This window comes from Promicromonospora iranensis, assembly GCF_028994805.1.
Taxonomy (GTDB): domain Bacteria; phylum Actinomycetota; class Actinomycetes; order Actinomycetales; family Cellulomonadaceae; genus Promicromonospora; species Promicromonospora iranensis.
The window spans coordinates 206,310-232,055 of record NZ_JAJQQP010000004.1 but is presented as its reverse complement, the minus strand read 5'-3'; the positions used below and the strand labels follow the sequence as shown (position 1 = coordinate 232,055).

Below are 25,746 nucleotides of genomic sequence, written 5' to 3'. Positions count from 1 at the left end.
TCAGGTGGTGGCGGTAGGGGGTCAGGTACGGGGGTCAGGCACGGGGGTCAGGGTCGCCAGGCTCCGGCTGCCGCGGCCCGGACGACGTAGTCCTCGAAGGGTCGGGACTCGCGCCCCAGCACGGACCTGACGCCGTCCGTCGTCTCGCTGATCAGCCCGCGCTCCATCAGCACGAACATGTCGGCGACGTTGCGGGCGTCGTCCTCGCCCCAGCCCTCCGCCACCAGCGCGGCGCCGTACTCGGCCGGAGACACCTGCCGGTAGGCGATCGGCCGTCCGGACGCCCGGGCGATCAGCTCGGTCGCCTCGGCGAAGGTCAGTGCGCGCGGCCCGGTCAGCTCGTAGGTCCGCCCGGCATGCCGGCCGGGTTCGGTCAGTACGGCGACGGCGACGTCGGCGACGTCCTCCAGGTCGATGAACGCCTCCGGGACCGCCCCGGCCGGGAGGACCAGCTCGCCGGCGAGCAGCGGGGCGTGGAAGAGGTCCTCGTCGAAGTTCTGGTTGAAGTTCGACGCCCGCAGCACCGTCCACTCCAGTGCCGAGCCGCGCACGGCGTCCTCGGCCGAGCGCATGTCCTGGCCGAACGTGGAGTCGCCCCAGGTGTCGATGCCGTGCCCGGACAGGAGCACCAGGCGTCGCACGCCCGCGGCCTCGGCACGCCGCACGAGCTCGTGGACCGGGCCGGGCACGGGAGGCGGGACCACGTAGACGGTGGTGACGTCCCGCAGCACCGGGTCCCAGCCGTCCGGGTCCGCCCAGTCGAACCGGGTGCTGCTGGATCGCGAGGCGGTGCGCACGGGCGCGCCGTGCAGCCGCAGGCGTGCGGCGACCCGTCGGCCGGTCTTGCCGGTCGCGCCGAGGACGAGGGTGGTGTCGTTGCTCATGACAGCGATTCAACGGGACCGGCCCGGACGGATCCATAGGCAGGAAGCCAGATTGCCTGTGTGATCGTCTAATCTCTGAGCATGGACGCGCTCAGTGACCTTTTTCGCGGGATGCGGGCGCACGGCTCGTTGTTCGGCAGCTCGACCCTGTCCCCGCCGTGGGCGCTGGACTTCGTGGACGGCGCGCCGCTGACCCTGTGCACGGCCCTCGGTGGGGGCGGCTGGATCGTGCCGGAGGGCCGGGCACCGGTACGGCTCGCGGCCGGCGAGACCGTCGTCGTGCGGGGCCCCGCCCCGTTCCTGTTCGTCGACGAGGTCGGTACCGCCGCCGAACCGGTCGCGTGCGGCGAGCACTGCACGACACCCGAGGAGGGTGGCACGCGGTACCGGCGCGGCTGGACCGACTGCGGCGACGGCACGACGACGCTGATCGTCGGCGCCTATCCCGTGGACGGTGAGATCAGCCGCCGGCTGCTCGACGCCCTGCCGGTCGTGCTGAGCGTGGGCGCGGGGGGCGCCGGCGACGCCGTCCTGGAACACCTCGCGACCGAGGTCGCCATCGACGCCCCGGGCCAGCAGGTGGTGCTCGACCGGCTGCTGGACTGGATGCTGGTCTGCACGCTGCGCGAGTACTTCGACCGGGCCGGCGGCGACGCCCCTGCCTGGTACGCCGCCCAGCGGGACCCGGTGGTCGGTGACGCCCTGCGCCTGCTGCACGCCGAGCCGGCGGCCCCCTGGTCGGTCGCCACGCTGGCCCGCCGCACAGGGGTGTCACGGTCCACCCTGGCCAAGCGGTTCGCCGACCTGGTCGGCGAACCGCCGCTGACCTACCTCACGCACTGGCGCATGACGCTTGCCGCCGACCTGCTGACCGAGCGGGAGACGGCGACGATCGCCGAGGTCGCCCGGGTGGTGGGCTACTCCGACGCGTTCGCCTTCAGCGCGGCGTTCAAACGGGTCCGCGGCGTGAGCCCGAGCGCGTTCCGGCGTACCGGCGCGCTCGAGGAGAGCGCCTAGATCTCAGGCCGTCGGCAGGTCCGAGAGGTGCGAGAGATCCGAGAGGTCCAGGACGAACCGGTATCGCACGTCGTTCGCGTCGAGCCTGCGCATCGCCGTGGCGACCTGCGCGGCCGGCAGTACCTCGACGTCGGCGGTGATGCCGTGCTCGCCGCAGAAATCGAGGAGCTCCTGCGTGCGCGGCCGCCCACCGCTCCCTGCCGATGCCAGGCTCTTGCGCCCGATGAGCAGGTCCATCGTCTCGAGCGAGACCGGGCCCAGGTAACCCAGGGAGCACAGGGTCCCGTCGAGCGCGACGAGGCGCAGCAGCCGACCGAGGTCGTGCGGAGCGGAGATGGTGTCGATCAGCAGGTCGATGCTGTTCACCGCGCGTGCGAGGCTCTGCTCGTCGGTCGTGACGACGACGTCGTCCGCCCCGAGCGCCCGGGCGTCTGCCGCCTTCTCCGTGGTCCGCGTGAGCACCACGACCCGAGCACCGAGCGCCTTGGCGAGACGTACGGCGAGATGCCCGAGGCCACCGAGGCCGGCCACACCGACGGTCATGCCCGGCCCGGCGCCCCAGCGGCGCAGTGGCTCCCAGACCGTCACGCCCGCACACAGCAGCGGCGCGACGGCGGCCGCATCGAGGTTGTCCGGGCGGTGGTAGGCAAAGCTCTCCCGGACCACGTACTCACCGGAGTACCCGCCGAGCGTCGGTGTGCCGTCGCGCCGGTCGCGGCCACCATAGGTGAGCGTCGGGAACTCCGCGCAGAAGTTCTCCTGGCCCGCTCTGCACATCGCGCAGACTCCGCACGAGTCGACGATGTTGCCGACCGCCACCTGGTCACCGACCTGGAATCGAGTGACCTCGGCGCCCGTGGCCAGCACCTCGCCGACGAACTCGTGGCCCGGGACCAGCGGCTGGTCCGCACCGTGGGCCGGCAGCCCGCGCAGCGCCACGAGGTCGCTGAAGCAGACCCCGCAGTAGGTGACACGGACGGCAATGTCGTCCGGTCGCAGGTCTCGGCGCTCGATGGTCCGGAGCGAGAGCTCCTCGTCGGGGCGCACTGCCCCGTACCCGATGGTGCCGCGCATGGAACGCTCCTCAAAATAAACAAACTGTTCGGTCTGTTTCGACGGTACGGCATCCCCGCCGGGCAGAGCAAGCGTCGAGCCGGGCGGTAGGGTCGGCACGTGGCAGACAGGAAGCCCCTCACCGCTCGCGGTGCGGCGACGTGGCACCGGATCCTGGAGGCCGCGACCGCCGAGTTCGCCCAGTACGGCTTCTCGGGAGCCCGGATCGAGCGCATCACCAGTGCCGCCCGCACGAACAAGGCCCAGCTGTACGGCTACTTCGGCACCAAGGACGAGCTGTTCGACGCGGTCCTGGCCGCGTCGTTCCGCCAGATCATCGACCTCGCGACGATCGACGCGGACGACCTGCCAGGCTGGGCGGTGCGGCTCTACGACGAGTACCTGGCGCACCCCGACATCGTCCGGCTGGCAACGTGGTCGCGGCTGGAGCGGAGGCCCGAGGGCCACCTGGTCGCCGACCCGGAACGCCAGGACGCCGAGAAGCTGGCCGCCATCGCGTCGGCGCAGGCGGCGGGCACGGTCGTTGCCGGTGATCCGTTTGACGTGATGGCCATGGTGATCGCCATGTCGATGGCCTGGTCACCGGTCAGCAACGTGTACGCGGCACACTCCGGCGAGGCACCGGCGGAGCACCGGCGCCGACGGGAGTTCCTGCGCGAGGCGGTCCGCCGCGCGGTCACGCCCGACTAGCGGACGCGCACGACCGGATCAGGCCGGCGCGTCCGGGATCCGCACCTCGATCCCCAGCAGCTCCCAGGCCCGCGTGGCTCTGCTCGTCCGGTCGGCCGCACCCACCCCGGACAGCCCGCCGACCACCATCGAGACGGCGAGCAGCAGGTCGTCCGGCGTCGTTCCCGGCGGGACGGCGCCGCTCGCCGTCGCGTCCGGCAGCCGGGTTCCCAGGGCGCCGGCAACCCGCTCCGCCAGGCCGGACAGCCGCCCGTCCGGCACGCCCGACCTGACCAGGTCCACGAACCCCACCGAGTCGACCGCGTGCCGCGTGACCAGCCCGAGCAGCTCCGGCAGCCCGACGCCGGGGGCCTGCGCGAGCTCCTCGACGGCGACCACCTGCTCCTCGAAGACCGCCACCACGAGGTCAACCCGTTCCGGGAAGTGCCGGTAGAGGCTGCCCTGCCCGACGCCCGCGCGCTTGGCGACGGCGCTCAGCGGTGCGCCGGTCCCGTCGGACCCGAAGACCTCCCGAGCCGCGGCCAGCAGCGCGGCGCGATTGCCCGCCGCGGCCCGCGGACCGAGGTTGGGCGCTCCCTCGCGGCGCGCGGGGACGCGCGGGACGTCACCACGTCGGGGATCGCGCAACACGCCGGTCATGGGCCTATCCTAGATACCGGACAGTGTTGTCCGGTATCTACCCCGTCCTAGGAGCACACCATGGCACTGACCGTTCACTCCACCGTCGGCGAGTGGCTCGACCACCCTGTCGGCGGCCAGATCCTCGCCGGCTTCCTCGCCCAGGGCGGCGCGACCCCCGACTCGCTCGCCCCCGCCCGCAGCCTGCCGCTGGAGCAGCTGGTGGCGCTGTCCGGCGGCAAGTTCCCGGCCGCGGCGCTCGACGGCCTGATCGCCGCCTACCGGGAGGCGGCACCCGACGAGGCCGCTCAGGCGGACGCCGAGGACGAGCAGCCGACCGGCTGGGTCGAGCAGATCACTCCCGGCCGCTTCACGGGCCAGACCGTGATCGTCACGGGTGCGGCCTCGGGCATCGGCCGTGCCGTCGCGTCCCGGGTCGCCCGCGAGGGCGGTCGGGTCGTCGCCGCGGACATCTCCGAGGAGAAGCTCGGGGAGCTCGCCGCCACGCTCACCGACCTGCCGGCCGGAGCCGAGGTCGTCCCCGTCGCCGGCGACATCTCCGACCAGGCCGACGTCGAGCGCATGGTCCTCGCCGCGGGCGACCGGGTGGACGCGCTGGCCAACGTCGCCGGGATCATGGACGACATGTCGGCGATCCACGAGGTCACCGACACCCTGTGGGAGCGCGTGCTCCGCGTGAACCTCGAGGGCACGATGCGGCTCACCCGCGCCGTCGTCCCGTCCATGCTGACGGCGAAGGAGGGCCGCATCGTCAACGTCGCCTCCGAAGCAGGCCTGCGCGGCTCGGCCGCGGGCGTCGCCTACACGGCCTCCAAGCACGCCGTGGTCGGCCTGACCAAGTCGAACGCCGTCATGTACGCGAAGCACGGCATCCGGACCAACGCCGTGGCGCCCGGCGGCGTCGCCACCGGCATCCCCGTGCCGGGCCAGGCGGAGTTCGGCGCGCCGGTCCTGCGCCCCCACCAGATCAACATCCTGAGCCTCGCGACGGCGGAGGAGCTCGCCGCCTCCATCACGTTCCTCCTGTCGAAGGACTCGGTGAACCTCAACGGGGCGATCATCGCCTCGGACGGCGGCTGGTCCGCGGTCTGACGCGCCTCACGTGGCCGACGGCGGGCGCGCCGTCGGCCACTCGATCACGTCGGCCGCCCAGGTGTCCGGGAGGCCGACGCGCCACAGGGACCGCACGAGGAACAGCGCGAGGAACAGGACGACCAGGGACGCGGCGAACACCCACATCGCGGCGGCGATGCCGAGCCCGGCGAGCAGCAGGCTGCCCGCGAGCGGCGCGACGGGTCCCGCCACCAGCCCGGTCAGCCCGAGCGTGGCGGACATGCGGCCCTGCATGTGGCCCGGCGTGATCGCCGTGACATAGGAGAGCACGCCGGCGTTGAGCGCCGGGGCGAACAGCATCATCCCGGTCAGCGCGGCGACGAAGCCCCAGTACGTCGGGAACAGCGCCATCACGATGACGGCGACCGCCGACGCCCCGAGAGCCATCGCGGTCAGGGCGCCCACCCGAACCCTCCGGATGAGCGGTCCGGCGACGACCGAGCCGGCCAGGACCCCCACGCCGACCGCCGTGTAGACCAGCCCGACGAGCGTCGGATCGGTACCGCTCCGCACGAGATGCAGGTTGATCGCGATCATCAGGCCGTTGACCACCACGTTGACCAGGATGAACAGACCGAGGACGCTGCGGAACAGCCGGACGCCGAACACGAGCCGCAGCCCCTGCCCGAGGGACGCGAGCGGACGCTCCGCCCTGGCCGATGCCAGGTCGCCGTTGAGCGGCTCTCGCACCATGGACGTGGTCACGACCGCCACCAGACGCCCCGCGGCCGAGACCAGGAACGGCAGCACACTGCTGACGCCGTAGAGCAGCCCACCGAGCGGCCCGGACAGCAGGGTCGCGGCCGCGTCCCGCCCCTGCGCCACGGACAGCGCCTGACCGAGCTGCTCCTTCGGCACCACGGCGTGCAGGGCGGCAGTCCCGGCCGGGTCCATCAGCGAGCCCACCACCGAGGACACGAAGAGCACCCCGGCCAGGTGCGGTCCCGTGACCGAGAGACCGCCCACCAGCCCCACGAGCACCACGCTGAGCCAGGCCGCCGCCGCCACGGCGGCGCCGGCGATGATGAGCCGACGCCGGTTCACCCGGTCCACGACCACGCCGGCCGGCAGCGCCATGACCATCGACCCGAGCCGCCCGACGAAGACGATCAGGCCCGCCTGCACCACCGACCCGGTGACGGCGTAGGCAAGCAGCGGAACGGCGAGCGTACCGATCGCGTCGCCGACGTCCTCGGCCGTCGTGCCGGTCAGGAGCAGACGGTACGAGCGGTTCCCCCAGAGGCTCGTCGCCGGCTCCGGGACACCGGCCGCGCCCTCGGCAGCGGGCTCCGCTGCCGGCTCCCCTGCGCGCGCCTCGCCCGCCGCCCGTTCGGTCGTCATGGCGCCAGGCTAGATTCCGCAACTGTACTTGCGCAATCGAAGTTGCGCATTTGTTGGTGCGGAACCTTGTTAGCCTGACGCGATGGCCTCGAAGGAACCGCTCCGCATCACCGACCCGGAGACCCTGCGCGCCATGGCGCACCCGCTGCGGCAGCGGATCCTGGTGGAGCTCAACGTCCGCGAGCACGCCCGTGCCGCCGATCTCGCCAGGGCGCTCGGCGAGCCGGCGAACTCGATCAGCTTCCACCTGCGCGTGCTCGCCCGGCACCACTTCATCGAGGAGGCACCGGAGCTCGCTCGCGACAAGCGAGACCGGGTGTGGCGGCCGGTGGTGGAACAGTTCGTGATCGACCGCGACATCGCAGGGGCCGAGCGCGCGATCGCCCCGTACACCCGATGGTTGCGTGACATGTTCCTGCGGGACCGGGACGCCCCCGGAGAACAGGAGAACTTCCACGAGGGGACCGCCAGCGGCGCCTTCCTCACGCGTGACGAGGCCGAACGGATGACGGCCGAGGTCACCGCCGTGCTGGAGAAGTGGTGGGACAGGACCGGTGCGGCCAAGCGGGCCGACCCCGACGACCCGGAGCGGACGTACTACCAGGTCGTCTTCGCCGTCGGCCCGCGTGACCTCGCGACGGAGCCGGCGCAGGAGGACTGAGCGCCGGCCGGAACCGCTACGAGCGGTTCTCGATGTGTTCCGCGACCCGCTCCGCGAACCATTCGCGCTGCTTCTGCTGCCGCACCTTCTGCTCCTTGAGGAGCGCCTTGGCGGTCGACACGGCCAGCAGCACCAGCACGACGCTGAACGGCAGCGCCAGCAGGATCGCCATGGTCTGCAACGCGCTCAGTGGATCGATGCCCGCGTCGGGATTGGCGGCCGCAGCCTGCGCGCCCACGACGAGCAGGACCGCCGCGACGGCACCCTCGACGGAGGCCCAGAACGCGCGGCTCCACCGGGGCGGGTTCGGGTCGCCGCCCGAGGAGAGCATGTCGACGACGAACGACGCCGAGTCCGAGCTGGTGACGAAGAAGATCACGATCAGGACGATCCCGAGGACGCTCAGGATCGCGGCTCCGGGCAGCGTGTCGAAGAGCTGGAACAGCGCCGTGTTCGTGCTGACGGAACCGTCCTCGGCGATCAGGCCACCGTCCCCGAAGATCTCCTCGTACAGCGCGGTGCCGCCCAGCACCGAGAACCACAGGAACGTCACCAGGGTGGGCACGAGGAGCACACCCGTCACGAACTGGCGGATCGTGCGGCCCTTCGAGATCCGGGCGATGAACACGCCCACGAACGGCGCCCAGCTCATCCACCAGCCCCAGTAGAACGTGGTCCAGCCGCCGAGCCACGCCGCCCCCTCCTCCTGGAAGGGCCGGGCGTTGAACGTGAGGTAGAAGAAGTTCTGCAGGTACGAACCGATCTGCGTGATGAAGTCGCTCAGGATGAACACGGTGGGGCCGGCGATCAGGACGAACACCATGATCGCCGTGGCGAGGCCCATGTTGATGTTGGACAGCCACTTGATGCCCTTGTCCACACCCGTGATCACCGAGGTCACGGCGAGCGCCGTGATGACGATGATCAGGGCGACGAGCATCCACGTGGTGGGCTCGTCGATGACCTCGAGATAACCGAGCCCCGCACCGATCTGGGTCACGCCCAGGCCGAGCGACGTCGCGACGCCGAACAGGGTGCCCAGCACGGCGATCACGTCGATGACGTCGCCCCAGAAGCCCTGGACGCGGTCACCGAGCAAGGGCTTGAGCGCCCAGCGGATCGAGACGGGGTTGCCCAGGCGGTGCACCGAGTAGGCGATGGCGAGGCCGACCACCACGTAGATGGCCCAGGCGTGCAGCCCCCAGTGCAGGAACGTGACGTCCATGGCCGAGCGTGCCGCCGCTGCCGGTGTGGCGGCGCTGGCTCCCGGGGGCGTCACGCTGTAGTGGTTGAGCGGCTCGGCGACGCCCCAGAAGACGAGGCCGATGCCCATGCCGGCGGCGAACAGCATGGCGAACCACGAGCCGAGCTTGAACTCCGGTTCGTCATTGGGGTCCTTGCCGAGCACGATGGTGCCCATCGGCGAGACCGCCAGCCAGATGGCGAAGAAGACGCAGGCCGCGACCAGGCCGATGTAGTACCAGCCCAGGTCCTGCACGACGGTCTGGTTCGCCGTGGCGATCAGGTCGCCCATCTGCTCCGGGATGATCGCGGTGATCACCACGAACGCGAGCAGCAGGCCAGCCGCCGGATAGAAGACCCCCGGCGCGGGGATCAGCTTGCGCCTGCCGGCCGCCCCGGGGGGAGCGTCCTTCGTGCTCGTGCTGTGGTCGTCAGACATGTCCTGCCTTTCGCTGTGGACGTTTCTCGCCCGATCGGAGTCATTACTGATGTGCGAGGTTCCCGCAGATTGACCCAGCCACCGTATCGAGGCCCCCGGCGCCGTGCTTCCTGAGCTTCGGCCGCCGGCCGGCAGCCCCAGGGCGTGGTCCGGTCAGATGTCGTGCTTCCCGATCCGCATCAGCGGGCGCACGAAGTAGAGCGCGCTGAGGACGCACACCAGGGCACCCGCCATGCGGTCACGCGCCACAACGTAGTGGTCACGTGTGTCGAGCGGGTGAAATGTCTGGCAGAGGGCGCTCAGCGCCCGATCGAGGCCTTCCGACCCGCTACGTACAGGCCCTCACGGGCGATCCGGCCGACGGTCTCGACGAGCAGCGCACGCTCGGCGACCTTGATCCGCTCGGTCAGGGCCGGCTCGTCGTCGCCGTCGAGGACCGGTACCGCCGCCTGGGCGATGATCGGTCCGGTGTCCACACCCTCGTCGACCAGGTGCACCGTGCAGCCGGTGATCTTGACGCCGTGCGCCAGCGTGTCGCGCACCGGGTGCGCGCCGGGAAAGCTGGGCAGGAGCGCCGGGTGCGTGTTCATCATGCGGCCCTCGAACTTCCGCACGACGCTCGGGGCGAGGATGCGCATGAAGCCCGCCAGGATCAGGTAGTCCGGCTGGAAGACCGAGACCGCCTCGAGCACACCGTCGTTCCAGGCCGAGCGGTCGTCGAAGTCCTTCATCGCGACGACGGCGGAGGCCACACCGGCGTCACGAGCCAGGTCGAGCGCACCCGCCGTCGGCCGGTCGGACACCACACCGACCACGCGCGCGCCGTACGACGCTCCCTCATGGGCGGCGAGCAGGGCGGCGAGGTTGGACCCACCACCCGAGGCGAGCACCACGAGGCGCTGGGCGGAACTGGACTCGACGGGGTGACCGGAGGGCGTCTGCACGTGCCCCAGCCTACTTTCCCGGGTCGGTCGCGCTCGCCTCACCGGTCGGCCCGTCCGACGGTCCGGCGGGCTCCACGTCGTCGGTCCGGGCCTGCTCCTCGGCCAGCCCGAGCTCGGCCGCCAGGTCGACCACCTCCGGCGCCCGGTCGTCGGGCCCGTCCTCCGGCGGCTCCCCGGCCGGTGCGGTGGGCCGCAGCCACGCGGTCAGGCCGCCGCCGATCTCGCCGCGCCGGGACACCACGTCCAGCTTGGCGCCGAGCAGCACGGCCGCCGCTCCCCCGCCGACCTCCGCGGCGACCAGGCCCGCGGTCACCAGCGGGTTCGCGCCGACGTCGGACAGCCGGCCCGGACCGCCCGCACCCGCCGCCGCCCACTGCGCCACCAGCATGACGACGCCCGGGGTGAGGACGATCCCGGTGAGCACCCAGCCGACGTCGGACCAGCGGACCAGCGTCGGCTCGAGCCGGCGCCACGCGAACAGGCCCGCCACCACGCCGCACGCGACCACGAGCACCGGTGCCCAGGCGCTGACCGGGTTGGCCCAGTCGTCCCCGGGCAGCGCACCGAGGAGCGGGATCGCGGGCAGCGGCCCGGAGATCGTGCCGAACGGCGTGAAGCTGGTCCCCTCGCCGACGGCGAAGCCCGGCCCCGCGAGCCAGGCGACCGCCCACAGCACGACGTTGGGCAGCAGCGCGAGCTGCGCCACGGCGAACACGACCCCACCGGTCCAGCCAGGTTCGAGGGAGGTGATGATGTCCGACGAGGTGGCGCGCCCGGCCAGCGCCCACGCCGCCACCAGGAGCGCCGCTCCACCGACCAGCAGCGCGACGACCACCGCTCCGGCGCGCAGCCCGAGCCGCAGCGTGGCGGGCACGAGATGCACGCCGGTGAGCCGGTGGGCCAGCGCCTCGGCCCGCTCGCCGATCTCGGCGGCCGTCGGTGCGTCCGGGCGTGCCAGGATGCCGAGCGCCATGCCGAGCCCGCCCATGACCAGGCCGGCCAGCGTCGCCACGGGGAGCGTCCAGCCGGGTGCGCTGCCCGCGATGGCGGCCACCGCCGTCGTGCAGAGGGCGTAGGTGACGGCACCCGCGGCCCAGGCATGCACGGAGGCGGTGGCGAAGCGCTTGGCCGAGACGTACATGACGAACAGCGCGAGGGCCGCGACACCCAGCGGGGCGAGGGAGACGGTGACGGCGTCGGCGGTGAGCGGGACGCCGTGGCCCAGCAGCCAGATGCCCATGGCGACGTCGACGGCCGAGCGGACCTGGGCGGCGTCGTCCGGGGCGTCGACGGTCGAGGCCATGGTGGCCGTACCCACGAGATAGGCGACCACCGCCGGGAGGACCACGACGGCGAGCGACAGCACGAGAGCCTGGCCGGCGGAGAGGACGCCGGAGACGATGTGGGACAGCGCGAGCGGCCCCCGCTCGGCGGGGACCGGCTCCTCGACGAGCCGGCTGCGGCGGGCGGTCGGCCGGCTGGCCGGTCGGCTCGTCCGGGCGCCGGGGGTACGGGAGGCCGCGCTCGGGCGGGGTGGTGCGCTCACGACCCAATCTTCACTCGCTCGGTGCTGTCACACGGGGGACGTGCCCCGGCGTGGCCCGGGTGAACTTCGCGAAAAATCACAGCCAAGCATGGAGTTCAAGGGGACTTCTGGTGTAGCAAAACCCCTTTTGCGAACCCCGCGAGGTAGTCATGCAGCGAGGTAGTCACCCGGATCGTGCTGGGTGACTACCTCGCCAGATGACTACTTCGCCAGATGACTACCTCGCCGGAGCGGGTGGGTCAGAGGGGTCAGAGGGACTGCAGGATCTCGCGCATGAGGTCTGCCGTCTCCGAAGGCGTCTTGCCGACCTTGACGCCGACGGCCTCGAGGGCCTCCTTCTTCGCCGCGGCGGTGCCGGACGAGCCGGACACGATCGCACCGGCGTGACCCATCGTCTTGCCCTCGGGGGCGGTGAAGCCCGCGACGTAGCCGACGACCGGCTTCGTGACGTGCTCCTTGATGTAGGCCGCCGCACGCTCCTCGGCGTCGCCGCCGATCTCGCCGATCATCACGATCGCCTTGGTCTCCGGGTCGTTCTCGAAGGCCTCGAGCGCGTCGATGTGCGTGGTGCCGACGATCGGGTCGCCGCCGATGCCGATGGCGGTCGAGAAGCCGAAGTCCTTCAGCTCGTACATCATCTGGTAGGTCAGCGTGCCGGACTTCGACACGAGACCGATCGGGCCCTTGCCCGTGATGGTGTGCGGGGTGATGCCGGCCAGCGACTCGCCCGGGGTGATGATGCCGGGGCAGTTCGGCCCGATCATCCGGGTCTCCTTGCCCTGCAGGTACGACCACACCTCGGCGGTGTCCTGCACCGGCACGCCCTCGGTGATGACCACGAGCAGGCCGATGCCCGCGTCGATGGCCTCGATGGCCGCGTCCTTGGTGAAGGCCGGCGGCACGAAGACCACGGAGACGTCCGCGCCGGTCTCGGCCATGGCCTCCTTGACGGTGCCGAACACGGGCAGCGTCACGTCGTTGCCGTCGTGGTCCTTGTGCTGGACCGTGGTGCCGGCCTTGCGGGCGTTCACGCCGCCGACGATCGTCGCACCGGAGTCGAGCATGAGGGCGGTGTGCTTGGCACCCATGCCGCCCGTGATGCCCTGGACGATGATCTTCGAGTCCTTGTTCAGGTAGATCGACATTGTCTTCTAATCTCTGCTTTCGAAGTCTTCAGCGGGCGATCAGGCGGCGGCCGCGGCCTTGGCGGCGGCAAGGTCGGCGCCGCCGTCCATGGTGTCGGCAAGGGTGACGAGCGGGTGGTTGCGCTCGGTCAGGATCTGGCGACCCAGCTCGACGTTGTTGCCGTCGAGGCGGACGACCAGCGGCTTGGTCGCGGTGTCGCCCAGCAGGTCGAGCGCGCCCACGATGCCGTTCGCGACCTCGTCGCACGCGGTGATGCCGCCGAAGACGTTCACGAACACCGCCTTGACCTGCTCGTCCCCGAGGATGACGTCGAGACCGTTCGCCATGACCTTGGCGTTCGCGCCGCCGCCGATGTCGAGGAAGTTGGCGGGCTTGACGCCACCGTGCTTCTCACCGGCGTACGCGACGACGTCCAGGGTGGACATGACCAGGCCCGCGCCGTTGCCGATGATGCCGACCTCGCCGTCGAGCTTGACGTAGTTGAGGTCGTTCTCCTTGGCCTTCGCCTCGAGCGGGTCGGCCGCGGCCGAGTCCTCGAGCTCCGCGTGGTCCGCGTGGCGGAAGCCGGCGTTCTCGTCGAGCGTCACCTTGCCGTCGAGGGCGACGATCTCGCCGTCCTCGGTCTTGACCAGCGGGTTCACCTCGACCAGCGTGGCGTCCTCGGCCTTGAACACGGCCCAGAGGCCACGGATGACATCGGCGACCTTGCCCTTGATGTCGTCGGCGAAGCCGGCGGCGTCCACGATCTCCGCGGCCTTGGCCTCGTCGATGCCGACAGCCGGGTCGACGGCGATGCGGGCCAGCGCCTCGGGGCGCTCGACCGCCAGCTGCTCGATCTCCACGCCGCCCTCGACAGAGCACATCGCGAGGTAGTTGCGGTTCGACCGGTCCAGGAGCACGGAGAAGTAGAACTCCTCGGCGATCTTGGCACCCTGCGCCACCATCACGCGGTGCACGGTGTGGCCCTTGATGTCCATGCCGAGGATCTCGCCGGCCTTCGCAGCGGTCTCTTCCGGCGAGTGGGCCAGCTTGACGCCGCCCGCCTTGCCACGACCACCGGTCTTGACCTGGGCCTTCACGACGACAGTTCCGCCGCCCAGCTTCTCGGCGCCTTCGCGAGCCTCTTCGGGGGTCGTCGCGACAACCCCACCCAGCACGGGCACGCCGTGCTTCTCGAAGATGTCGCGCGCCTGGTATTCGAACAGGTCCACCCTGCTGCGTCCTTCCATCGGGATGCGGCCCTCGGACGTCGTAGGCGCCCGGAGCCCGGCTGAAGCGATGTCTCGACGTCAAGACATCCCGGTACAGGGTAGCCCTGGATCGCCCGTGCTTCCGAACGAAGCGGCGTTATTCCGGGGCCGGCAGGAGGTGGAGTCGCGGCTCGGCAGCACGGGCGACGAGCGCGGTGCGATCACCTGCGGTAGTGGGTGAAGAACTCCCAGATCAGCTCGGTGGCGGAGACTTCCTGCGTGGCGCTGCTGTCGTTGCCCCCGGGCCAGCTGTGGGTGCCGCCCGCGACCTTGTAGAGCACGACGTCGGCCCGCCCACGGCATGTGGTGTACGTCTCCTTGGTGACGTGCTCGGTGACCGGCTCGACGCGCGGTCCGGTCGTGCAGCCGTTCATCCGCGCCCACGACTGCACGGCGAGCTGGGTCGTGTATCCCCAGCGCTTGTCGCTGTTGCCCTGGTAGGGGTTCACGGTGTCGGCGTCGCCGTGGAACGTGATGACGGGCACGCTGCGCCGCGGCGCGCACGACTGCAGCTCGACGGCCGACGGGTCGTCGGGCGAGGGCCGGCCCGCACGCAGGCCGGCGACCGGCGCGATGGCCGCCACCTTGTCCGGCCGCGCGCACGCGTACGCCGACGCCATGCGGGCGCCGCCGGAGTGCCCGGTGGCGTAGACCCGGTGGGGGTCGGCGCACCCGAGGCCCACCATCGTGTCGATCACGGCGGTGAGGAACTCGACGTCATCGCGCGTGTCCGGCGGCGGGTACTCGCCGGCCGTCGTGGGCACGCCCGGCACGTTCCAGAACCAGACCTGGTCCGGGTTCGGGTCCGCGGCGGGCAGGACGCCGTTGGGCGCGACCGTGATGAAGCCCTCCGCGTCAGCCGTGAGGTCGAGGTCGTTGTACGCGGAGATCGATTCCGCGTTGCCGTTGCTGGGGTGCAGGTTGAGCACCATCGGGAGGGCCGCGGCCCGGCCGTCGACGTCGGGCACGTGCACGCGGACGGGATAGGCGACGCCGCCCAGCTCGACGTCGACCTGGCTCGTCCCCGTGGGCACCGTGCAGTCCCTGCCCGGGCGGCCCGCGGCGGCCGTGTCGCCGTCGGCCCCGAGGTCCGACGACGTGGCGCCGACCCTGCTGCTCCCCGTCAGGTCGGTGCTGCCCGCGGCGGCCCCGTGGACCGGGCCGGCCGCGATCGCGCCGAGTGCGGCGAGCGCGGCGATCCCGCGGCCCAGGATGCGAGTGCTGTGCATGACGACTCCCTTGTCGTGGTGCGTCCGCCCTCGGACGCCCGACGCCCCCTGGCATCGGCCGCGTCGAGGCTACTCCCGAATGACAGCGATGTCAGCAGCCTTGCCGACCCGAACCGCCCCGCGAGATCCGTCAACCACGGTTGACACTCGTCAGGGCGTCAACCATAGTTGACACATGAGCCAGCAAGCACTCGTCGCATCCGCCGCCGGGGACGACCCCACCGACGGGCTGCGCGCCGTCCGGGCCCTGCGGGAGCTGGCCGACCGCCTCGAGGCGCTCCAGGTGGAGCGTGCGCGGCGGCTCGGCTGGTCGTGGCAGGACATCGCCCAGGCGCTCGGCGTCTCCCGGCAGGCCGTCCACAAGAAGCACAACAGGAGGATCTGATGTTCGAGAGGTTCACGAAGGACGCACGCTCCGCCGTTACCAGCGCACAGAAGGTCGCCATCGACGCGCACAGCGCCCAGATCGACAGCCGGCACCTGCTCGTCGCCCTGGCCGAGGAGGACGGCCCCGCCCGGTCCGCCCTGACCGGCAGCGGCCTCGACGTCACCGAGCTCGTCCGGCAGGCGCGCGCGAACATCACCGCGGGCGACGCGCTCGACCCGGACGCGCTGGCCGCCGTCGGCATCGACCTCGACGAGGTCACCCGCCGGACCGAGGCGACGTTCGGCGAGGGAGCACTGGCCCGCGCCGGACGCATCGTGCGCGGGCGCCGCAAGCACGTCCCGTTCACCCGCGACGCGAAGAAGTCGCTGGAGCTCGCGCTGCGCGAGGCGATCCGCCTGGGTTCCAGGGAGATCGACGGCGGGCACATCCTGCTCGGCCTGACGCGCGCCGAGTCACCGGCCCGGAGCATCCTGTCCGAGGCCGGCGCCGACGTCGAGCAGGTCCGCCGCCTGGCGGAGGGCGAGAACGCGGCGGTGTGACGCCGCCCCACCCTGACTCCCGCAGCCGGCCCCGGGCGGTGTGCCTTTGCCCGGATGGTCCGTCATGCGCCGCTACGATCATGCGCCATGAAGCATGCCCGCAATGACGGCCCCGACCTCGCGTTCCGGCTCGGCCGTCGCGTGGTCACCGCCGTCGCCGACGACATGTCCACGACGCAGCGCGTCGTGGCCGGCGTGGTCGCGGCGCTCGTCGCGATCTCCCCGTTCGGGGCATGGAACGAGGTGGAGCCGCAGGCCGACCCGCTCACCGTCGGCACGCCGGTCGAGGTCGGACCCTTCGAGGTGACCGTCGAGAAGGCCGCCACCGCCGACGAGCTCGGCCATCTGGTGCCGGCTCCGGGCAACCACATGCTGGCCGTCGTCGCGCACGTCACCAACACCGGCGAGGTGCCCGAGTACAGCAGCACGATCGGCGAGGCGATCCCGGCCCCGGAGAACGTCGGCATCATCCCTGAGGCGCCACTCGGGGAGCCCGGCACGGTCACCGAGGCCGCCCCCGGGACCGGTGACGCACCGGACGGCGCCGACCCCGCCGCGAGCCCGTCCCCCGACGAGCCCGGGCTGCCCTCCGCGTCCGTCGTCAACATCGAGGACGGGACCAGCATCAGGATCCTCAACCCGGGCCTGACCTATCGGGTCGCGCTGATCTGGGAACAGAGCGACACGTTCTCCGGCGACGTGATTCCGCTCCGGATCATGGCGCTCGAGTGGATCGAGGAGAGCGCGGGGAGCCTGGACAACGAGTACTGGCTTCTTCTGGACGAGGTCGCCTTCGCAGGGCAGATCCCGGTCGAGCCGGCGAAGCCGGCACCCGACGCCGACGCGGGTGCGCAGTGAGGCACGGCCGGCGGCGGATCACCTGGAAAGGCACCGCGCTCGTCGTCGGCGCCGTGACGGCGGGCTGCGCGCTCGTGACCTACCTGCCGCAGGACGCAGGCGTGGACACACCGTTCATCGTCGAGGGGGAGGTCGGCGAGACGCTCGACCTCACGTACGCGAAGCTCACGGTCACCGAGGTGCGGGTCGCCGATACCCTGACGGGACTCTCCGAGGCTGCCGCCGCGGGCGGGACCTTCGTCGTGGTCGACGCGACCTGGCGCGCCACGCAGGGCCAGACGAGCTTCGGCGGTGCCGAGGTCACCGACCGGCAGGGCCGCCGGTTCTGGCCGACCAACCAGGCCGGGTGCTCCACCTCGGCCAGCGCTCAGCCAGGTTATGCGTGGCGCACCACCTACTGCTTCGACGTGCCGCGCGACGCGCTGGCAGGGGCGACGGTCCGGCTCGCCCGGGGCGGCCAGAGCGAGGACCACGCGGGCCAGCGACGCGACGCCGTCGCCGTCATCGACCTCGGCATCACACCGAGCGAGGTCGACACGCTGTGGGAGGCGGAAGAGACCGTGTCGCCCGAGGCGCCGGGTTATGCCCCGGCGAGCGCAGGAGGTAGCGAGGGATGACGACTCTGGTGACCCCGGCGGTGCCGGGTCCGGGTCAGGGAGAACCCCCGGGCGCGGCACCGAGCCTGCGCCCCGGCATGCTGCCCGGCATGATCCCGCCGGACGCGCAGGCGCCGCGCCCGCGCAGGAGCTGGGGGCGGCGCAACGCCGTCTGGCTGGTGCTGCTGCCGATCGCGATCGTGGTGGCCGCAGGGGCGTCGTCGTTCCGGGTGTGGGCGTTCTGGTGGCCGGTGGGCCTGCACCACGAGGTGGACCGGGTGGCCCTGGGCGAGCCCGCGCACCTGGCGGGCGAGTACTACGACGCCTTCGGGCTCGACGTGCCGGAGCGGGCGCAGACCACGGTGCTCCGGGAGATCGACGCGACGGTGACGAGCGTCGAGCAGGTGGACCAGCTGCCCGCGCCCGAGTACGGCGACCCGGTGGTGATACCCGACGGGTCGGTCGCGTACGCGGTGCAGGTGCACTTCGCGGCCGAGCTCCGGACCGACCTCTCGCTGTGCCAGATCACCCTCGTGGCGGAGGACGGAACACGGTACGGGGACTCGACCACGGACGTGCTGGGCAGCTCCAACCGCTGCTCGACACCGGAGGCGGAGGGTTTCGTCAGCGAGCAGCCGGAGTGGGAGGTCACGTCGTTCGTGCTGGCCGATCCCGGCGCGGAGATCACGCAGGTGCGGCTGGGGTTCGGGGGTCCCGAGCACGTGACGTTCGAGCTGCCGTAGCCAGGCCGGAACCGGCGTCGTCGTCTTCTCGGACCACCATGCCGCGCTCGACCAGGACCCCGACGGTGGCGGCGATCAGGGCCGCGGCGAGCGCCAGCGCCAGCGCGAGCCCGGCGGCTGATTCCATGGGGCTGAAGGCGAGCCACGTGTTGCTCTCGACGGGACCGGTCGCGGCACGCACGAGCCACCCGACGCCTTGCGGCACCCGCATGATGACGAGGTAGCCCAGGCAGAAGACGAGCATGGGGCCGAGGCCGCCGTGCACGATCAGCTTCAGACCGTTCCACAGGGCCGAGAAGCGGGCGCGCAGGTCCTCCGTGAGCGACTCCAGGAGCGAGCGCAGCCCGCCGGGCAGCCAGGTCATGCGGTCGAGCCAGCGGTGCTCGGTGGACGGCGGTTCCATCAGCTTGTGCCCGAGGACGACGGCGCCGAGGGCGAGCCACGCCAGCGGCGCGACAAGGACGATGTCGAGCGACTCGAAGACTCCTCCGATCCCGTCGGCCACGAACCAGACGGCGGTGTTGCCTGTCTCCCCCACCGCCTCCTGCGCGACGTCTACGGTCCCGACAGCAGCCGCCACGAGCTGCAGGTTCGTCGCCTCGTCCCACAGGCTCAGCTCGATGGCCTCGAGCTGGCCGGCGACCTGGCTGGTCCAGTAGACCTCGAGGCAGCCACCGAGCACGGCGATGCCGAGGAACTGGAACCTGCCCTCCAGCCGGCCGAGCAGCCAGCGCAGCACGAAGGCGCCGGCCACGATGGCGACGAGCGTCCAGCCGTTCCAGAGGCCGAGCCGAGAGACGAAGTCGACACCTTGCGCGGAGAACATGTCGTTGAACGCCTCGTCCGCGGCTGCCTCGTTGACGAACCGGTCCCGGTCGGCGTCCATCAGACCCTCGACCTCGTAGATCACGAGGAACGGCACCAGCACGGACAGGGCGACGTCGATCAGGCGCCGCTCGCGCCCCTCGGACGGCATCATCGGCGCGCGAGGCGCACCGGAGAGCATGCCGGGGATCTGACCGTTCGCGTCCCGGTACGGTCCCGGGTCCGGGCTCAGGTGCGGCAGCGACTGACGGCAGACCCACAACATCCCGATGACCGGCATCAGGTAGCCGAGCGGGCTCACGATCAGCAGGAGCTGCGCCACGAACGAGTTCCACTGGCTCAGCTCGACGGCGCCCCACATCGCCCCGTTCCGCACGGCGACGCCGAGCAGCCCGAGCGTCAGCAGCGCGGGCCAGTGCGCGGCGAACAGCCGGCCGGCGGAGACCAGGATCCTCATGGCGACACATAGTGGCCTAAAGCCCGATGTATGCGCCAAACCCGCTCGACCGTCCGCATTTCGAACGGGAGATCAGCCCTGCCGCACGAGGACCCCCTCGAGCATCAGGGTGACCAGCCGCTCGGCCTCCTCCGGTCCGGCCTGCTGCGCGGCGAGCGAGATCGCGTTGACCAGCGTGAGCAGATCCGCCGTCGCGACGTCGCCGCGCACCGCCCCCGCCTCCACCGCCCGCCGGACGAGCGAATCGCCCGCGGCGATGAGGTGCGCCTGGCAGGTGCTGCTCTCCTCGGGGGGCCCGTTCAGGAGCGCCGCGGCGAGGCCCCGCGTCGTGGTCGCGTAGGCGGCCACCTCTCTCAGCCAGCGCACCAGGGCGTCGAGCGGTTCCGGCGCGTCCCGCAGCTCCTCCGCGCGGTCGAACAGGCAGTCGACGCGCTCCGCGAAGACGGCCTCCATGAGCGACCAGCGGGACGGGAAGTGTCGGTGCAGGGTGGCCGAGCCGACGCCGGCGGAGCGGGCGATCGCCTCGAGCGACGCCTCGGCGCCATCCCGGGCGATCGCCTCCGAGGCAGCGCTCACGATGCGGTCGTAGTTGCGTTGTGCGTCAGCTCTCATGGTCCGCCGATTGCCAAAGTGGGGTGGTCCCCCATATGTTAGCCGAGCCATCAAAATGGGGTACCACCCCACTTAGGGTCGGAGGAAGCATGTCCGTACTTGTCATCGGAGCGACAGGCAATCAGGGCGGAGCCACCGCCCGGTCGTTGCTGGACCGGGGTGTCGCTGTGCGTGCCCTGGTCCGCGACCCGGGCTCGGACAAGGCTCGGACGTTGCTGGAGCGCGGCGCAGAGCTGGTGACCGGAGACCTGGACGACCTGCCGTCGCTGGTCGCCGCGGTCGAGGGGATGGACGCCGTGTTCTCCATCCCGTACCCCGACGTGAACGACCTGGCAGGCGACGCCGAGGTGGTCCGGGGACGCAATGTCGTCGAGGCCGCACGCACGGCGGGCGTCTCCCACCTGGTGCACAGCAGCGTCTCCGGCGCGGGAGATTTTCACCGGACGCAGCCCGGCTGGGCCGAAGGCCGATGGGACAAGCACTACTGGGAGAGCAAGGCCGCCGTCGACGAGGCGGTGCGGACCGGGGGCTTCGAGCACTGGACCGTGCTCAAGCCGGCGACCTTCATGGAGAACCTGCTGGGCTGGTCGTACCTCTTCGGCGACTGGTCGAGCGGCACGATCATCAGCGGCTTCGCGGCGGACACGCTCATCCCGTGGACCGCCGTCGACGACATCGGCGAGGCTGCGGCGACAGCGCTCACGGAACCGGGCCGGCTGGACGGCATGGACGTGGAGCTGGCGAGCGAGAGGCTGACGATGACCCAGACCGCCGAGATCCTCAGCGAGGTCACCGGCCGGACCGTCTCCGCGCCGGTGCTCACGCCGCAGCAGGCCGTCGAGCGAGGCATGCTGCCCGCCATGGTCAACGCCGTCGAGCAGATCAACGAGAACGGCGCACCGGCCCGCCCCGAGGACGTCCGGGCGCTCGGCCTGCCCACCACCGACTTCCGCACCTGGGCACGCCGGATGCTCGTCTGACCCCCGAGGACCCCACGTGCCCCCGGCCTGGCCGCCGGGGGCACGGCGGTCTCAGAGCTTCGTGACCGCCGTGTACTTCAGTGCGATGCGCTTGGTCCCGTTGCTGCCGAAGTCGATCTTGACCACGGCGTTCGCCTCGACGTCCACGACGGTGCCGAGCCCGTAGGAGTCGTGCGTGACGCGGTCGCCGATCGCCAGGTCCGGGATGTTCTTCTGGACGTTGATCCCGCCGAACCCGCCCTTCGCGCCCGTCTTCTTCTCCGGGGCGAACGGCTTGCTCTGCCCGCTGCCCGACGACGCACCGGTGCTGGTGCGCGAGGTCCCGGACCGGCCGGCGGACCAGGTGGAGCCCGTGCCCGAGCCGCGCCCGCCGGAGCCGTAGCCGCCCGACCCGTACCCACCGCTCCAGCCGCCCCGGCCCGCGCGGATCGCTGCCGTCGACGACTCCCGGCGTCGCCAGTCCCAGAGCTCCTCCGGGATCTCCTGCAGGAACCGGCTCTCGGGGAACTCGTTCGCCATGCCGAAAGCGGCCCGCACCGACGACCGCGTGATGTACAGCCGCTCGCGTGCCCGGGTGATGCCGACGTAGGCGAGCCGGCGCTCCTCGGCGAGCTCGGAGTCGTCGTGCAGCGAGCGCATGTGTGGGAACGTGCCGTCCTCCATGCCCGTGAGGAACACGACGGGGAACTCCAGGCCCTTCGCCGTGTGCAGGGTCATGAGGGTGACGACGCCCTGGTCCTTCTTGGGTGCCTCCTCGGCCGCGCCGTCGGCCACGTCCTCGTCGGGGATCTGGTCGCTGTCGGCGACCAGCGAGACGCGCTCCAGGAAGTCCGCCAGCGACCCCTCGGGGTCGGTCTCGCCGAAGTCGACGGCCACGGCGTGCAGCTCCGCCAGGTTCTCGACGCGTCCCTCGTCCTGCGGGTCGTCGCTCGCACGCAGCTCCGCGAGGTAGCCGGTGCGGTCGAGCACCGCGCCCAGGACCTCCGCCGGCGGGGCGCCCTGGTCGACCAGGGCACGCAGCTCACGCATCATGTCGCGGAACGCGAGCAGCGGCTTGAGCGAGCGGTTGGTCATGCCGGGAATCTCGTCGGCGCGCTCCAGGGCGGCGCCGAACGAGATGCGCTCCCGGTCCGCGAACGATGCCACGAGCGATTCCGCGCGGTCGCCGAGACCACGCTTGGGCACGTTGAGGATGCGGCGCAGGTTCACGTCGTCGTCCTCGTTGGCCAGCGCGCGCAGGTAGGCGACCGCGTCCTTGACCTCGCGGCGCTCGTAGAACCGCGTGCCGCCCACCACCTTGTACGGCAGACCGACGCGGACCAGCACCTCCTCGAGCGCACGCGACTGCGCGTTGGTGCGGTAGAAGATGGCGACGTCGCCGGGCCGCACGCCCTCGGAGTCGCCGAGCTTGTCGATCTCGTCGGCGACGAAGCGCGCTTCCTGGTGTTCGTCGTCGGCCACGTAGCCCACGACCTTGGACCCGGCGCCCGAGTCCGTCCACAGGCGCTTGGGGGTGCGACCTGCGTTGCGGGAGATCACCGCGTTGGCCGCGCTCAGGATGTTCTGCGTGGAGCGGTAGTTCTGCTCCAGCAGGATCGTCGTGGCGTCCGGGTAGTCCTTTTCGAACTCGAGGATGTTGCGGATCGTGGCGCCGCGGAACGCATAGATGGACTGGTCGGAGTCGCCCACGACGGTGAGCTCGGCCGGGTCCAGGCCCCCGTCGTCCTCGGTACCGACCCCCGCCAGCTCGCGGACCAGCGTGTACTGCGCGTGGTTCGTGTCCTGGTACTCGTCGACCATGATGTGCCGGAACCGGCGGCGGTAGTGCTCCGCGACGTTCGGGAACGCCTGGAGCAGGTTCACCGTCGTCATGATGATGTCGTCGAAGTCCAGCGCGTTCGCCTGCGCGAGCCGCGCCTGGTACCGGGTGTAGACGTCGGCCAGCACCTGGTCGAACTTGGGCGCCGTCGTGTTGCGCTCCTCGGCCGACTGCCCGCCCCACGGCCTGCGGATGGCTCCCGCCTCCGCCTCCGCGGCCGCCGCGAGCGCCTCCTCCGTGGCGTTGGCGCCAGTCTGCCGCGCGTACGTCTCGGGGTCGATCAGCTCGTTCTTCAGGTCGCTGATCTTGTTGGACAGCCCGCGCGCCGGGTACTTCTTGGGGTCGAGGTTGAGCTCGCGCGTGACCAGCGTGATGAGGCGCTGGCTGTCCGCGGCGTCGTAGATGCTGAAGCTGGACCTCAGGCCCAGCGTCGTCGCCTCACGACGCAGGATCCGCACGCAGGCCGAGTGGAACGTCGACACCCACATGCGGTGCGCGGCAGGGCCGACCAGGCTCTCCACGCGCTCGCGCATCTCGGCCGCGGCCTTGTTGGTGAACGTGATGGCGAGGATCTCGCCGGCGCGCGCCCGGCCGGTGGCCAGGAGGTAGGCGATGCGGTGCGTGAGCACCCGCGTCTTGCCCGAACCGGCGCCCGCCACGATGAGCAGCTGCCCGCCCTCGTGCACCACGGCGGCCCGCTGCTGCGTGTTGAGGCCGTCCAGCAGCGCGTCCGGGTCGAGGTGCGAGTAGGCGCCCCGGGCGCGCGGAGCCTCGGACTCGTGCGGCAGGCCCGCCAGCCAGTCCGGCTCGGCGGGCAGCGCCGCCTCGCCCGGGTCGCCGGCGTCCGCACCGTCGTCGTCCCACTGCGGCGCCGTGCTCGGCAGGCGCGACAAGGTGCCGGGCGACGCGGGGTCGAGGCCGGGCAGGGAGAGGCTGTCGAAGAGGGAAGTCATCGTCCCTAAGCCTAGGCTGGCTCACCGACACTGCCGACGGGCCCCGCCGTCAGACCTTCTCCCAGACCGACACCTGCTTCGTGCTCTCGTGCTCGAACCGCGACCGGTCCCAGTCGGCCCACCGGTGCTTGAGCCGCATCCCGGCGATGCGGGCCATGAGGTCCATCTCGGCGGGCCACGCGTACCGGAACGGGACGACGCGGAACCGGCCGCCCTCCGGGGTCACCGTCACGTGGTTCGACGTGAACAGCTGCGTCGCGACGTCGTACCGGTCGAAGCCGACGTACCCCCCGCCCTCGTCGGGCGCCACCGTGAACGGGACCGTGTCCTGCCCCGGCGGCATGCGCCGCAGGTCGGGGACGCCCACCTCGACGAGGAACAGGCCACCGGGCCGCAGGTGCGCCGCCGCGTTGCGGAAGACGTCGACCTGTCCGTCCTGCGTGGTGACGTTGGCGATCGTGTTGAACACCAGGTAGACGAGGGAGAACTCGCCGGGCACCCGGGTGGAGGTCATGTCGCCGATGGTGACGTCGATGTGCTCGCCGCCCGGCTTGCCGCCGATCCGGGACGCCATTGCCTTGCTCAGCTCGATCCCGCTCACGCGGATGCCGCGCGCGGCCAGCGGCACGGCGATCCGGCCCGTGCCGATCGCGAGCTCCAGCACCGGGCCGCCGTCGGCCAGGTCGGCGAGCAGGTCGACCGCCGGGTTCACCACCTCGGGCAAGCTCGCGCCCTCCGGGTCGTCGTACTCGGCGGCCACGCTCTCGGGGAACCAGCCGTCGGTGGGGTCGTCGGTCGCGTCGTCGCGCGTCGTATCGGTCACGCCCTCGACGTTAGGCACGACGGCGGCGTCGGCACACGCCTTTTTCGCCCCGTGCCGGACGCCGGGAGCGGACCGGCGGCACCGGGATATCTCCGTGACCCCTGGACGAGCCCGTCGCTACGCTGACGGCATGCCCACCAGTGCGCAGCTCGTCGCGTTCCTCGCAGCGTCCGTGGTCTTCATCGCGCTGCCCGGGCCGAGCGTCCTCTTCGCGATCGGCCGGGCCCTGACGGTCGGCCGCAGGGACGCGCTCCTGTCGGTGACCGGCAACGCGCTGGGCCTGCTGGTCCAGGTGGCGTGCGTGGCGGTCGGGCTGGGTGCGCTGGTCGAGACGTCCGCGACGGCCTACACCGTGCTCAAGCTCGTGGGTGCCGGGTACGTCATCTACCTGGGGATCCAGGCGATCCGGCATCGCGCCGACGCCCGGCTGGCCCTGGCCGCACCCGACACGGCCGGCGCGGCGAACCCCTGGCGGGCGATATGGGCAGGGTTCGTCGTCGGTGCGACCAACCCGAAGACCATCGTCTTCTTCGCGGCGTTCCTCCCGCAGTTCATGAACGACGCCGCCCCCGCGACGCCGCAGCTGCTCCTCCTCGGACTGCTGTTCGGCATCCTTGCCCTCTGTCAGGACTCGATCCTCGCGCTGGTCGCGAGCCAGGCCCGCACCTGGTTCTCCCGCAGTCCGAAGCGGCTCGACCAGCTGAGCGTCACCGGCGGCGTCGCCATGGTGGGTCTGGGCACCGGTCTCGCGCTCGAGGGGACGGTCAGCAAGGCCTGAGCCGTGGCTATGACTCCGTGCTCAGCGATCGAGCGGTGACTTCGTCGGCCGCATCTCGGACCACCGATGTCTCGCGCCCCATTGCCACGGCACGGGGGCGCGGCGCCTCCGACTCGTGCGGCAGCGCGAGGTCCTCGGAGCCAGGCCTCTGCGGGTGCCT

The 25,746-nt window shown here is 71.6% G+C and carries 25 protein-coding genes; 11 read left to right on the top strand and 14 right to left on the bottom strand.

Annotation, left to right across the window (positions count from 1 at the left end; translation table 11 throughout):
- Nucleotides 1–47 precede the first annotated feature (47 nt).
- Nucleotides 48–884: an NAD(P)H-binding protein gene (locus LUM46_RS08205; protein ID WP_274993299.1), complete on the bottom strand. Its 837-nt coding sequence runs from the start codon at nt 882–884 to the stop codon at nt 48–50.
- Between the two features lie 81 nt (nt 885–965).
- Here LUM46_RS08205 and LUM46_RS08200 point away from each other — a divergent pair, with 81 nt between their 5' ends.
- Complete coding sequence (locus LUM46_RS08200; RefSeq protein ID WP_274993298.1) at nt 966–1,901, top strand: AraC family transcriptional regulator; 936 nt, start codon at nt 966–968, stop codon at nt 1,899–1,901.
- 3 nt (nt 1,902–1,904) lie between these two features.
- On the opposite strand, the gene LUM46_RS08195 is transcribed toward LUM46_RS08200, so the two are convergent.
- Nucleotides 1,905–2,975, bottom strand: a complete 1,071-nt coding sequence (locus LUM46_RS08195; RefSeq protein WP_274993296.1) for an NAD(P)-dependent alcohol dehydrogenase — start codon at nt 2,973–2,975, stop codon at nt 1,905–1,907.
- Nucleotides 2,976–3,074: 99 nt separating this feature from the next.
- Here LUM46_RS08195 and LUM46_RS08190 point away from each other — a divergent pair, with 99 nt between their 5' ends.
- Nucleotides 3,075–3,665 (top strand): TetR/AcrR family transcriptional regulator, encoded by a 591-nt coding sequence (locus LUM46_RS08190; protein WP_274993295.1) that lies wholly within the window; start codon nt 3,075–3,077, stop codon nt 3,663–3,665.
- Nucleotides 3,666–3,683: 18 nt separating this feature from the next.
- On the opposite strand, the gene LUM46_RS08185 is transcribed toward LUM46_RS08190, so the two are convergent.
- A complete protein-coding gene (locus LUM46_RS08185) occupies nt 3,684–4,304 on the bottom strand; it encodes a helix-turn-helix domain-containing protein (RefSeq protein ID WP_274993293.1) in 621 nt (206 codons plus the stop codon).
- 60 nt (nt 4,305–4,364) lie between these two features.
- Here LUM46_RS08185 and LUM46_RS08180 point away from each other — a divergent pair, with 60 nt between their 5' ends.
- Nucleotides 4,365–5,396, top strand: coding sequence for an SDR family NAD(P)-dependent oxidoreductase (locus LUM46_RS08180; RefSeq protein ID WP_274993291.1), 1,032 nt, complete (start codon nt 4,365–4,367; stop codon nt 5,394–5,396).
- 6 nt (nt 5,397–5,402) lie between these two features.
- Here LUM46_RS08180 and LUM46_RS08175 read toward each other — a convergent pair whose 3' ends face one another.
- Nucleotides 5,403–6,758, bottom strand: coding sequence for an MFS transporter (locus LUM46_RS08175; RefSeq protein WP_274993290.1), 1,356 nt, complete (start codon nt 6,756–6,758; stop codon nt 5,403–5,405).
- Nucleotides 6,759–6,840: 82 nt separating this feature from the next.
- Here LUM46_RS08175 and LUM46_RS08170 point away from each other — a divergent pair, with 82 nt between their 5' ends.
- Nucleotides 6,841–7,419 carry a winged helix-turn-helix domain-containing protein gene (locus tag LUM46_RS08170; protein WP_274993288.1) on the top strand — a complete coding sequence of 193 codons (579 nt, stop codon included), beginning with the start codon at nt 6,841–6,843 and terminating at the stop codon, nt 7,417–7,419.
- Nucleotides 7,420–7,435: 16 nt separating this feature from the next.
- On the opposite strand, the gene LUM46_RS08165 is transcribed toward LUM46_RS08170, so the two are convergent.
- The 6 genes from LUM46_RS08165 to LUM46_RS08140 form a co-directional block, all read right to left on the bottom strand.
- On the bottom strand, nt 7,436–9,100 hold the full coding sequence (locus LUM46_RS08165) for a BCCT family transporter (RefSeq protein ID WP_274993287.1): 1,665 nt from the start codon (nt 9,098–9,100) through the stop codon (nt 7,436–7,438).
- 299 nt (nt 9,101–9,399) lie between these two features.
- Nucleotides 9,400–10,044 (bottom strand): phosphoribosylglycinamide formyltransferase, encoded by a 645-nt coding sequence (gene purN, locus LUM46_RS08160; protein ID WP_274993285.1) that lies wholly within the window; start codon nt 10,042–10,044, stop codon nt 9,400–9,402.
- Nucleotides 10,045–10,054: 10 nt separating this feature from the next.
- Nucleotides 10,055–11,590, bottom strand: a complete 1,536-nt coding sequence (locus tag LUM46_RS08155) for a cell division protein PerM (RefSeq protein ID WP_274993284.1) — start codon at nt 11,588–11,590, stop codon at nt 10,055–10,057.
- Nucleotides 11,591–11,838: 248 nt separating this feature from the next.
- A complete protein-coding gene (gene sucD, locus LUM46_RS08150) occupies nt 11,839–12,735 on the bottom strand; it encodes a succinate--CoA ligase subunit alpha (protein ID WP_274993283.1) in 897 nt (298 codons plus the stop codon).
- Between the two features lie 39 nt (nt 12,736–12,774).
- The gene (gene sucC, locus LUM46_RS08145; RefSeq protein ID WP_274993282.1) at nt 12,775–13,947 is read right to left on the bottom strand and encodes an ADP-forming succinate--CoA ligase subunit beta; all 1,173 of its coding nucleotides are present in this window, start codon (nt 13,945–13,947) and stop codon (nt 12,775–12,777) included.
- A 200-nt stretch (nt 13,948–14,147) separates the two neighbouring features.
- The gene (locus LUM46_RS08140) at nt 14,148–15,215 is read right to left on the bottom strand and encodes an extracellular catalytic domain type 1 short-chain-length polyhydroxyalkanoate depolymerase (protein ID WP_274993279.1); all 1,068 of its coding nucleotides are present in this window, start codon (nt 15,213–15,215) and stop codon (nt 14,148–14,150) included.
- 175 nt (nt 15,216–15,390) lie between these two features.
- On the opposite strand from LUM46_RS08140, the gene LUM46_RS08135 reads away from it, so the two are divergent.
- The 5 genes from LUM46_RS08135 to LUM46_RS08115 all read left to right on the top strand — a co-directional run bounded on the left by LUM46_RS08135 (nt 15,391) and on the right by LUM46_RS08115 (nt 18,339).
- Nucleotides 15,391–15,600 carry a helix-turn-helix domain-containing protein gene (locus tag LUM46_RS08135; protein ID WP_274993278.1) on the top strand — a complete coding sequence of 70 codons (210 nt, stop codon included), beginning with the start codon at nt 15,391–15,393 and terminating at the stop codon, nt 15,598–15,600.
- Entirely contained in the window at nt 15,600–16,142 is a 543-nt protein-coding gene (locus LUM46_RS08130; RefSeq protein WP_274993276.1) for a Clp protease N-terminal domain-containing protein, read from the top strand. Before LUM46_RS08135 ends, LUM46_RS08130 begins: the two co-directional genes overlap by 1 nt.
- 87 nt (nt 16,143–16,229) lie before the next feature.
- Nucleotides 16,230–17,000 carry a hypothetical protein gene (locus LUM46_RS08125; protein ID WP_274993275.1) on the top strand — a complete coding sequence of 257 codons (771 nt, stop codon included), beginning with the start codon at nt 16,230–16,232 and terminating at the stop codon, nt 16,998–17,000.
- Nucleotides 16,997–17,617 carry a hypothetical protein gene (locus LUM46_RS08120; protein WP_274993273.1) on the top strand — a complete coding sequence of 207 codons (621 nt, stop codon included), beginning with the start codon at nt 16,997–16,999 and terminating at the stop codon, nt 17,615–17,617. The genes LUM46_RS08125 and LUM46_RS08120 overlap by 4 nt, the downstream gene beginning before the upstream one ends.
- Nucleotides 17,614–18,339: a hypothetical protein gene (locus LUM46_RS08115; RefSeq protein WP_274993271.1), complete on the top strand. Its 726-nt coding sequence runs from the start codon at nt 17,614–17,616 to the stop codon at nt 18,337–18,339. The genes LUM46_RS08120 and LUM46_RS08115 overlap by 4 nt, the downstream gene beginning before the upstream one ends.
- On the opposite strand, the gene LUM46_RS08110 is transcribed toward LUM46_RS08115, so the two are convergent.
- Together LUM46_RS08110 and LUM46_RS08105 are read right to left on the bottom strand one after the other, a co-directional pair.
- A complete protein-coding gene (locus tag LUM46_RS08110; RefSeq protein ID WP_274993270.1) occupies nt 18,281–19,621 on the bottom strand; it encodes a hypothetical protein in 1,341 nt (446 codons plus the stop codon). The genes LUM46_RS08115 and LUM46_RS08110 overlap by 59 nt on opposite strands.
- A gap of 72 nt (nt 19,622–19,693) precedes the next feature.
- Complete coding sequence (locus tag LUM46_RS08105) at nt 19,694–20,197, bottom strand: TetR/AcrR family transcriptional regulator (RefSeq protein ID WP_274993268.1); 504 nt, start codon at nt 20,195–20,197, stop codon at nt 19,694–19,696.
- A 125-nt stretch (nt 20,198–20,322) separates the two neighbouring features.
- Between LUM46_RS08105 and LUM46_RS08100 the strand changes: the two genes are divergently transcribed.
- Nucleotides 20,323–21,213: an NmrA/HSCARG family protein gene (locus LUM46_RS08100; RefSeq protein WP_274993267.1), complete on the top strand. Its 891-nt coding sequence runs from the start codon at nt 20,323–20,325 to the stop codon at nt 21,211–21,213.
- Nucleotides 21,214–21,264: 51 nt separating this feature from the next.
- Here the strand turns inward: LUM46_RS08100 and LUM46_RS08095 are convergent, their stop codons facing one another.
- Both LUM46_RS08095 and LUM46_RS08090 read right to left on the bottom strand, forming a co-directional pair.
- Nucleotides 21,265–23,985, bottom strand: a complete 2,721-nt coding sequence (locus LUM46_RS08095; protein WP_274993266.1) for a UvrD-helicase domain-containing protein — start codon at nt 23,983–23,985, stop codon at nt 21,265–21,267.
- Between the two features lie 49 nt (nt 23,986–24,034).
- Nucleotides 24,035–24,808: a class I SAM-dependent DNA methyltransferase gene (locus LUM46_RS08090; protein WP_274993265.1), complete on the bottom strand. Its 774-nt coding sequence runs from the start codon at nt 24,806–24,808 to the stop codon at nt 24,035–24,037.
- Between the two features lie 130 nt (nt 24,809–24,938).
- Here LUM46_RS08090 and LUM46_RS08085 point away from each other — a divergent pair, with 130 nt between their 5' ends.
- Nucleotides 24,939–25,586 carry a LysE family translocator gene (locus LUM46_RS08085; protein WP_274993263.1) on the top strand — a complete coding sequence of 216 codons (648 nt, stop codon included), beginning with the start codon at nt 24,939–24,941 and terminating at the stop codon, nt 25,584–25,586.
- Nucleotides 25,587–25,746 lie beyond the last annotated feature (160 nt).

Bases quoted from the DNA above. Each gene is read 5' to 3' on its own strand.
- LUM46_RS08140 (WP_274993279.1), bottom strand. From the start codon at position 15,215: ATGCACAGCACTCGCATCCTGGGCCGCGGGATCGCCGCGCTCGCCGCA.
- LUM46_RS08135 (WP_274993278.1), top strand. From the start codon at position 15,391: ATGAGCCAGCAAGCACTCGTCGCATCCGCCGCCGGGGACGACCCCACC.
- sucD (WP_274993283.1), bottom strand. From the start codon at position 12,735: ATGTCGATCTACCTGAACAAGGACTCGAAGATCATCGTCCAGGGCATC.
- LUM46_RS08180 (WP_274993291.1), top strand. From the start codon at position 4,365: ATGGCACTGACCGTTCACTCCACCGTCGGCGAGTGGCTCGACCACCCT.
- LUM46_RS08085 (WP_274993263.1), top strand. From the start codon at position 24,939: ATGCCCACCAGTGCGCAGCTCGTCGCGTTCCTCGCAGCGTCCGTGGTC.
- LUM46_RS08115 (WP_274993271.1), top strand. From the start codon at position 17,614: ATGACGACTCTGGTGACCCCGGCGGTGCCGGGTCCGGGTCAGGGAGAA.
- LUM46_RS08200 (WP_274993298.1), top strand. From the start codon at position 966: ATGGACGCGCTCAGTGACCTTTTTCGCGGGATGCGGGCGCACGGCTCG.
- LUM46_RS08110 (WP_274993270.1), bottom strand. From the start codon at position 19,621: ATGAGGATCCTGGTCTCCGCCGGCCGGCTGTTCGCCGCGCACTGGCCC.
- LUM46_RS08100 (WP_274993267.1), top strand. From the start codon at position 20,323: ATGTCCGTACTTGTCATCGGAGCGACAGGCAATCAGGGCGGAGCCACC.
- LUM46_RS08095 (WP_274993266.1), bottom strand. From the start codon at position 23,985: ATGACTTCCCTCTTCGACAGCCTCTCCCTGCCCGGCCTCGACCCCGCG.
- LUM46_RS08125 (WP_274993275.1), top strand. From the start codon at position 16,230: ATGAAGCATGCCCGCAATGACGGCCCCGACCTCGCGTTCCGGCTCGGC.
- LUM46_RS08130 (WP_274993276.1), top strand. From the start codon at position 15,600: ATGTTCGAGAGGTTCACGAAGGACGCACGCTCCGCCGTTACCAGCGCA.
- LUM46_RS08185 (WP_274993293.1), bottom strand. From the start codon at position 4,304: ATGACCGGCGTGTTGCGCGATCCCCGACGTGGTGACGTCCCGCGCGTC.
- LUM46_RS08165 (WP_274993287.1), bottom strand. From the start codon at position 9,100: ATGTCTGACGACCACAGCACGAGCACGAAGGACGCTCCCCCCGGGGCG.
- LUM46_RS08195 (WP_274993296.1), bottom strand. From the start codon at position 2,975: ATGCGCGGCACCATCGGGTACGGGGCAGTGCGCCCCGACGAGGAGCTC.
- LUM46_RS08170 (WP_274993288.1), top strand. From the start codon at position 6,841: ATGGCCTCGAAGGAACCGCTCCGCATCACCGACCCGGAGACCCTGCGC.
- LUM46_RS08175 (WP_274993290.1), bottom strand. From the start codon at position 6,758: ATGACGACCGAACGGGCGGCGGGCGAGGCGCGCGCAGGGGAGCCGGCA.
- LUM46_RS08205 (WP_274993299.1), bottom strand. From the start codon at position 884: ATGAGCAACGACACCACCCTCGTCCTCGGCGCGACCGGCAAGACCGGC.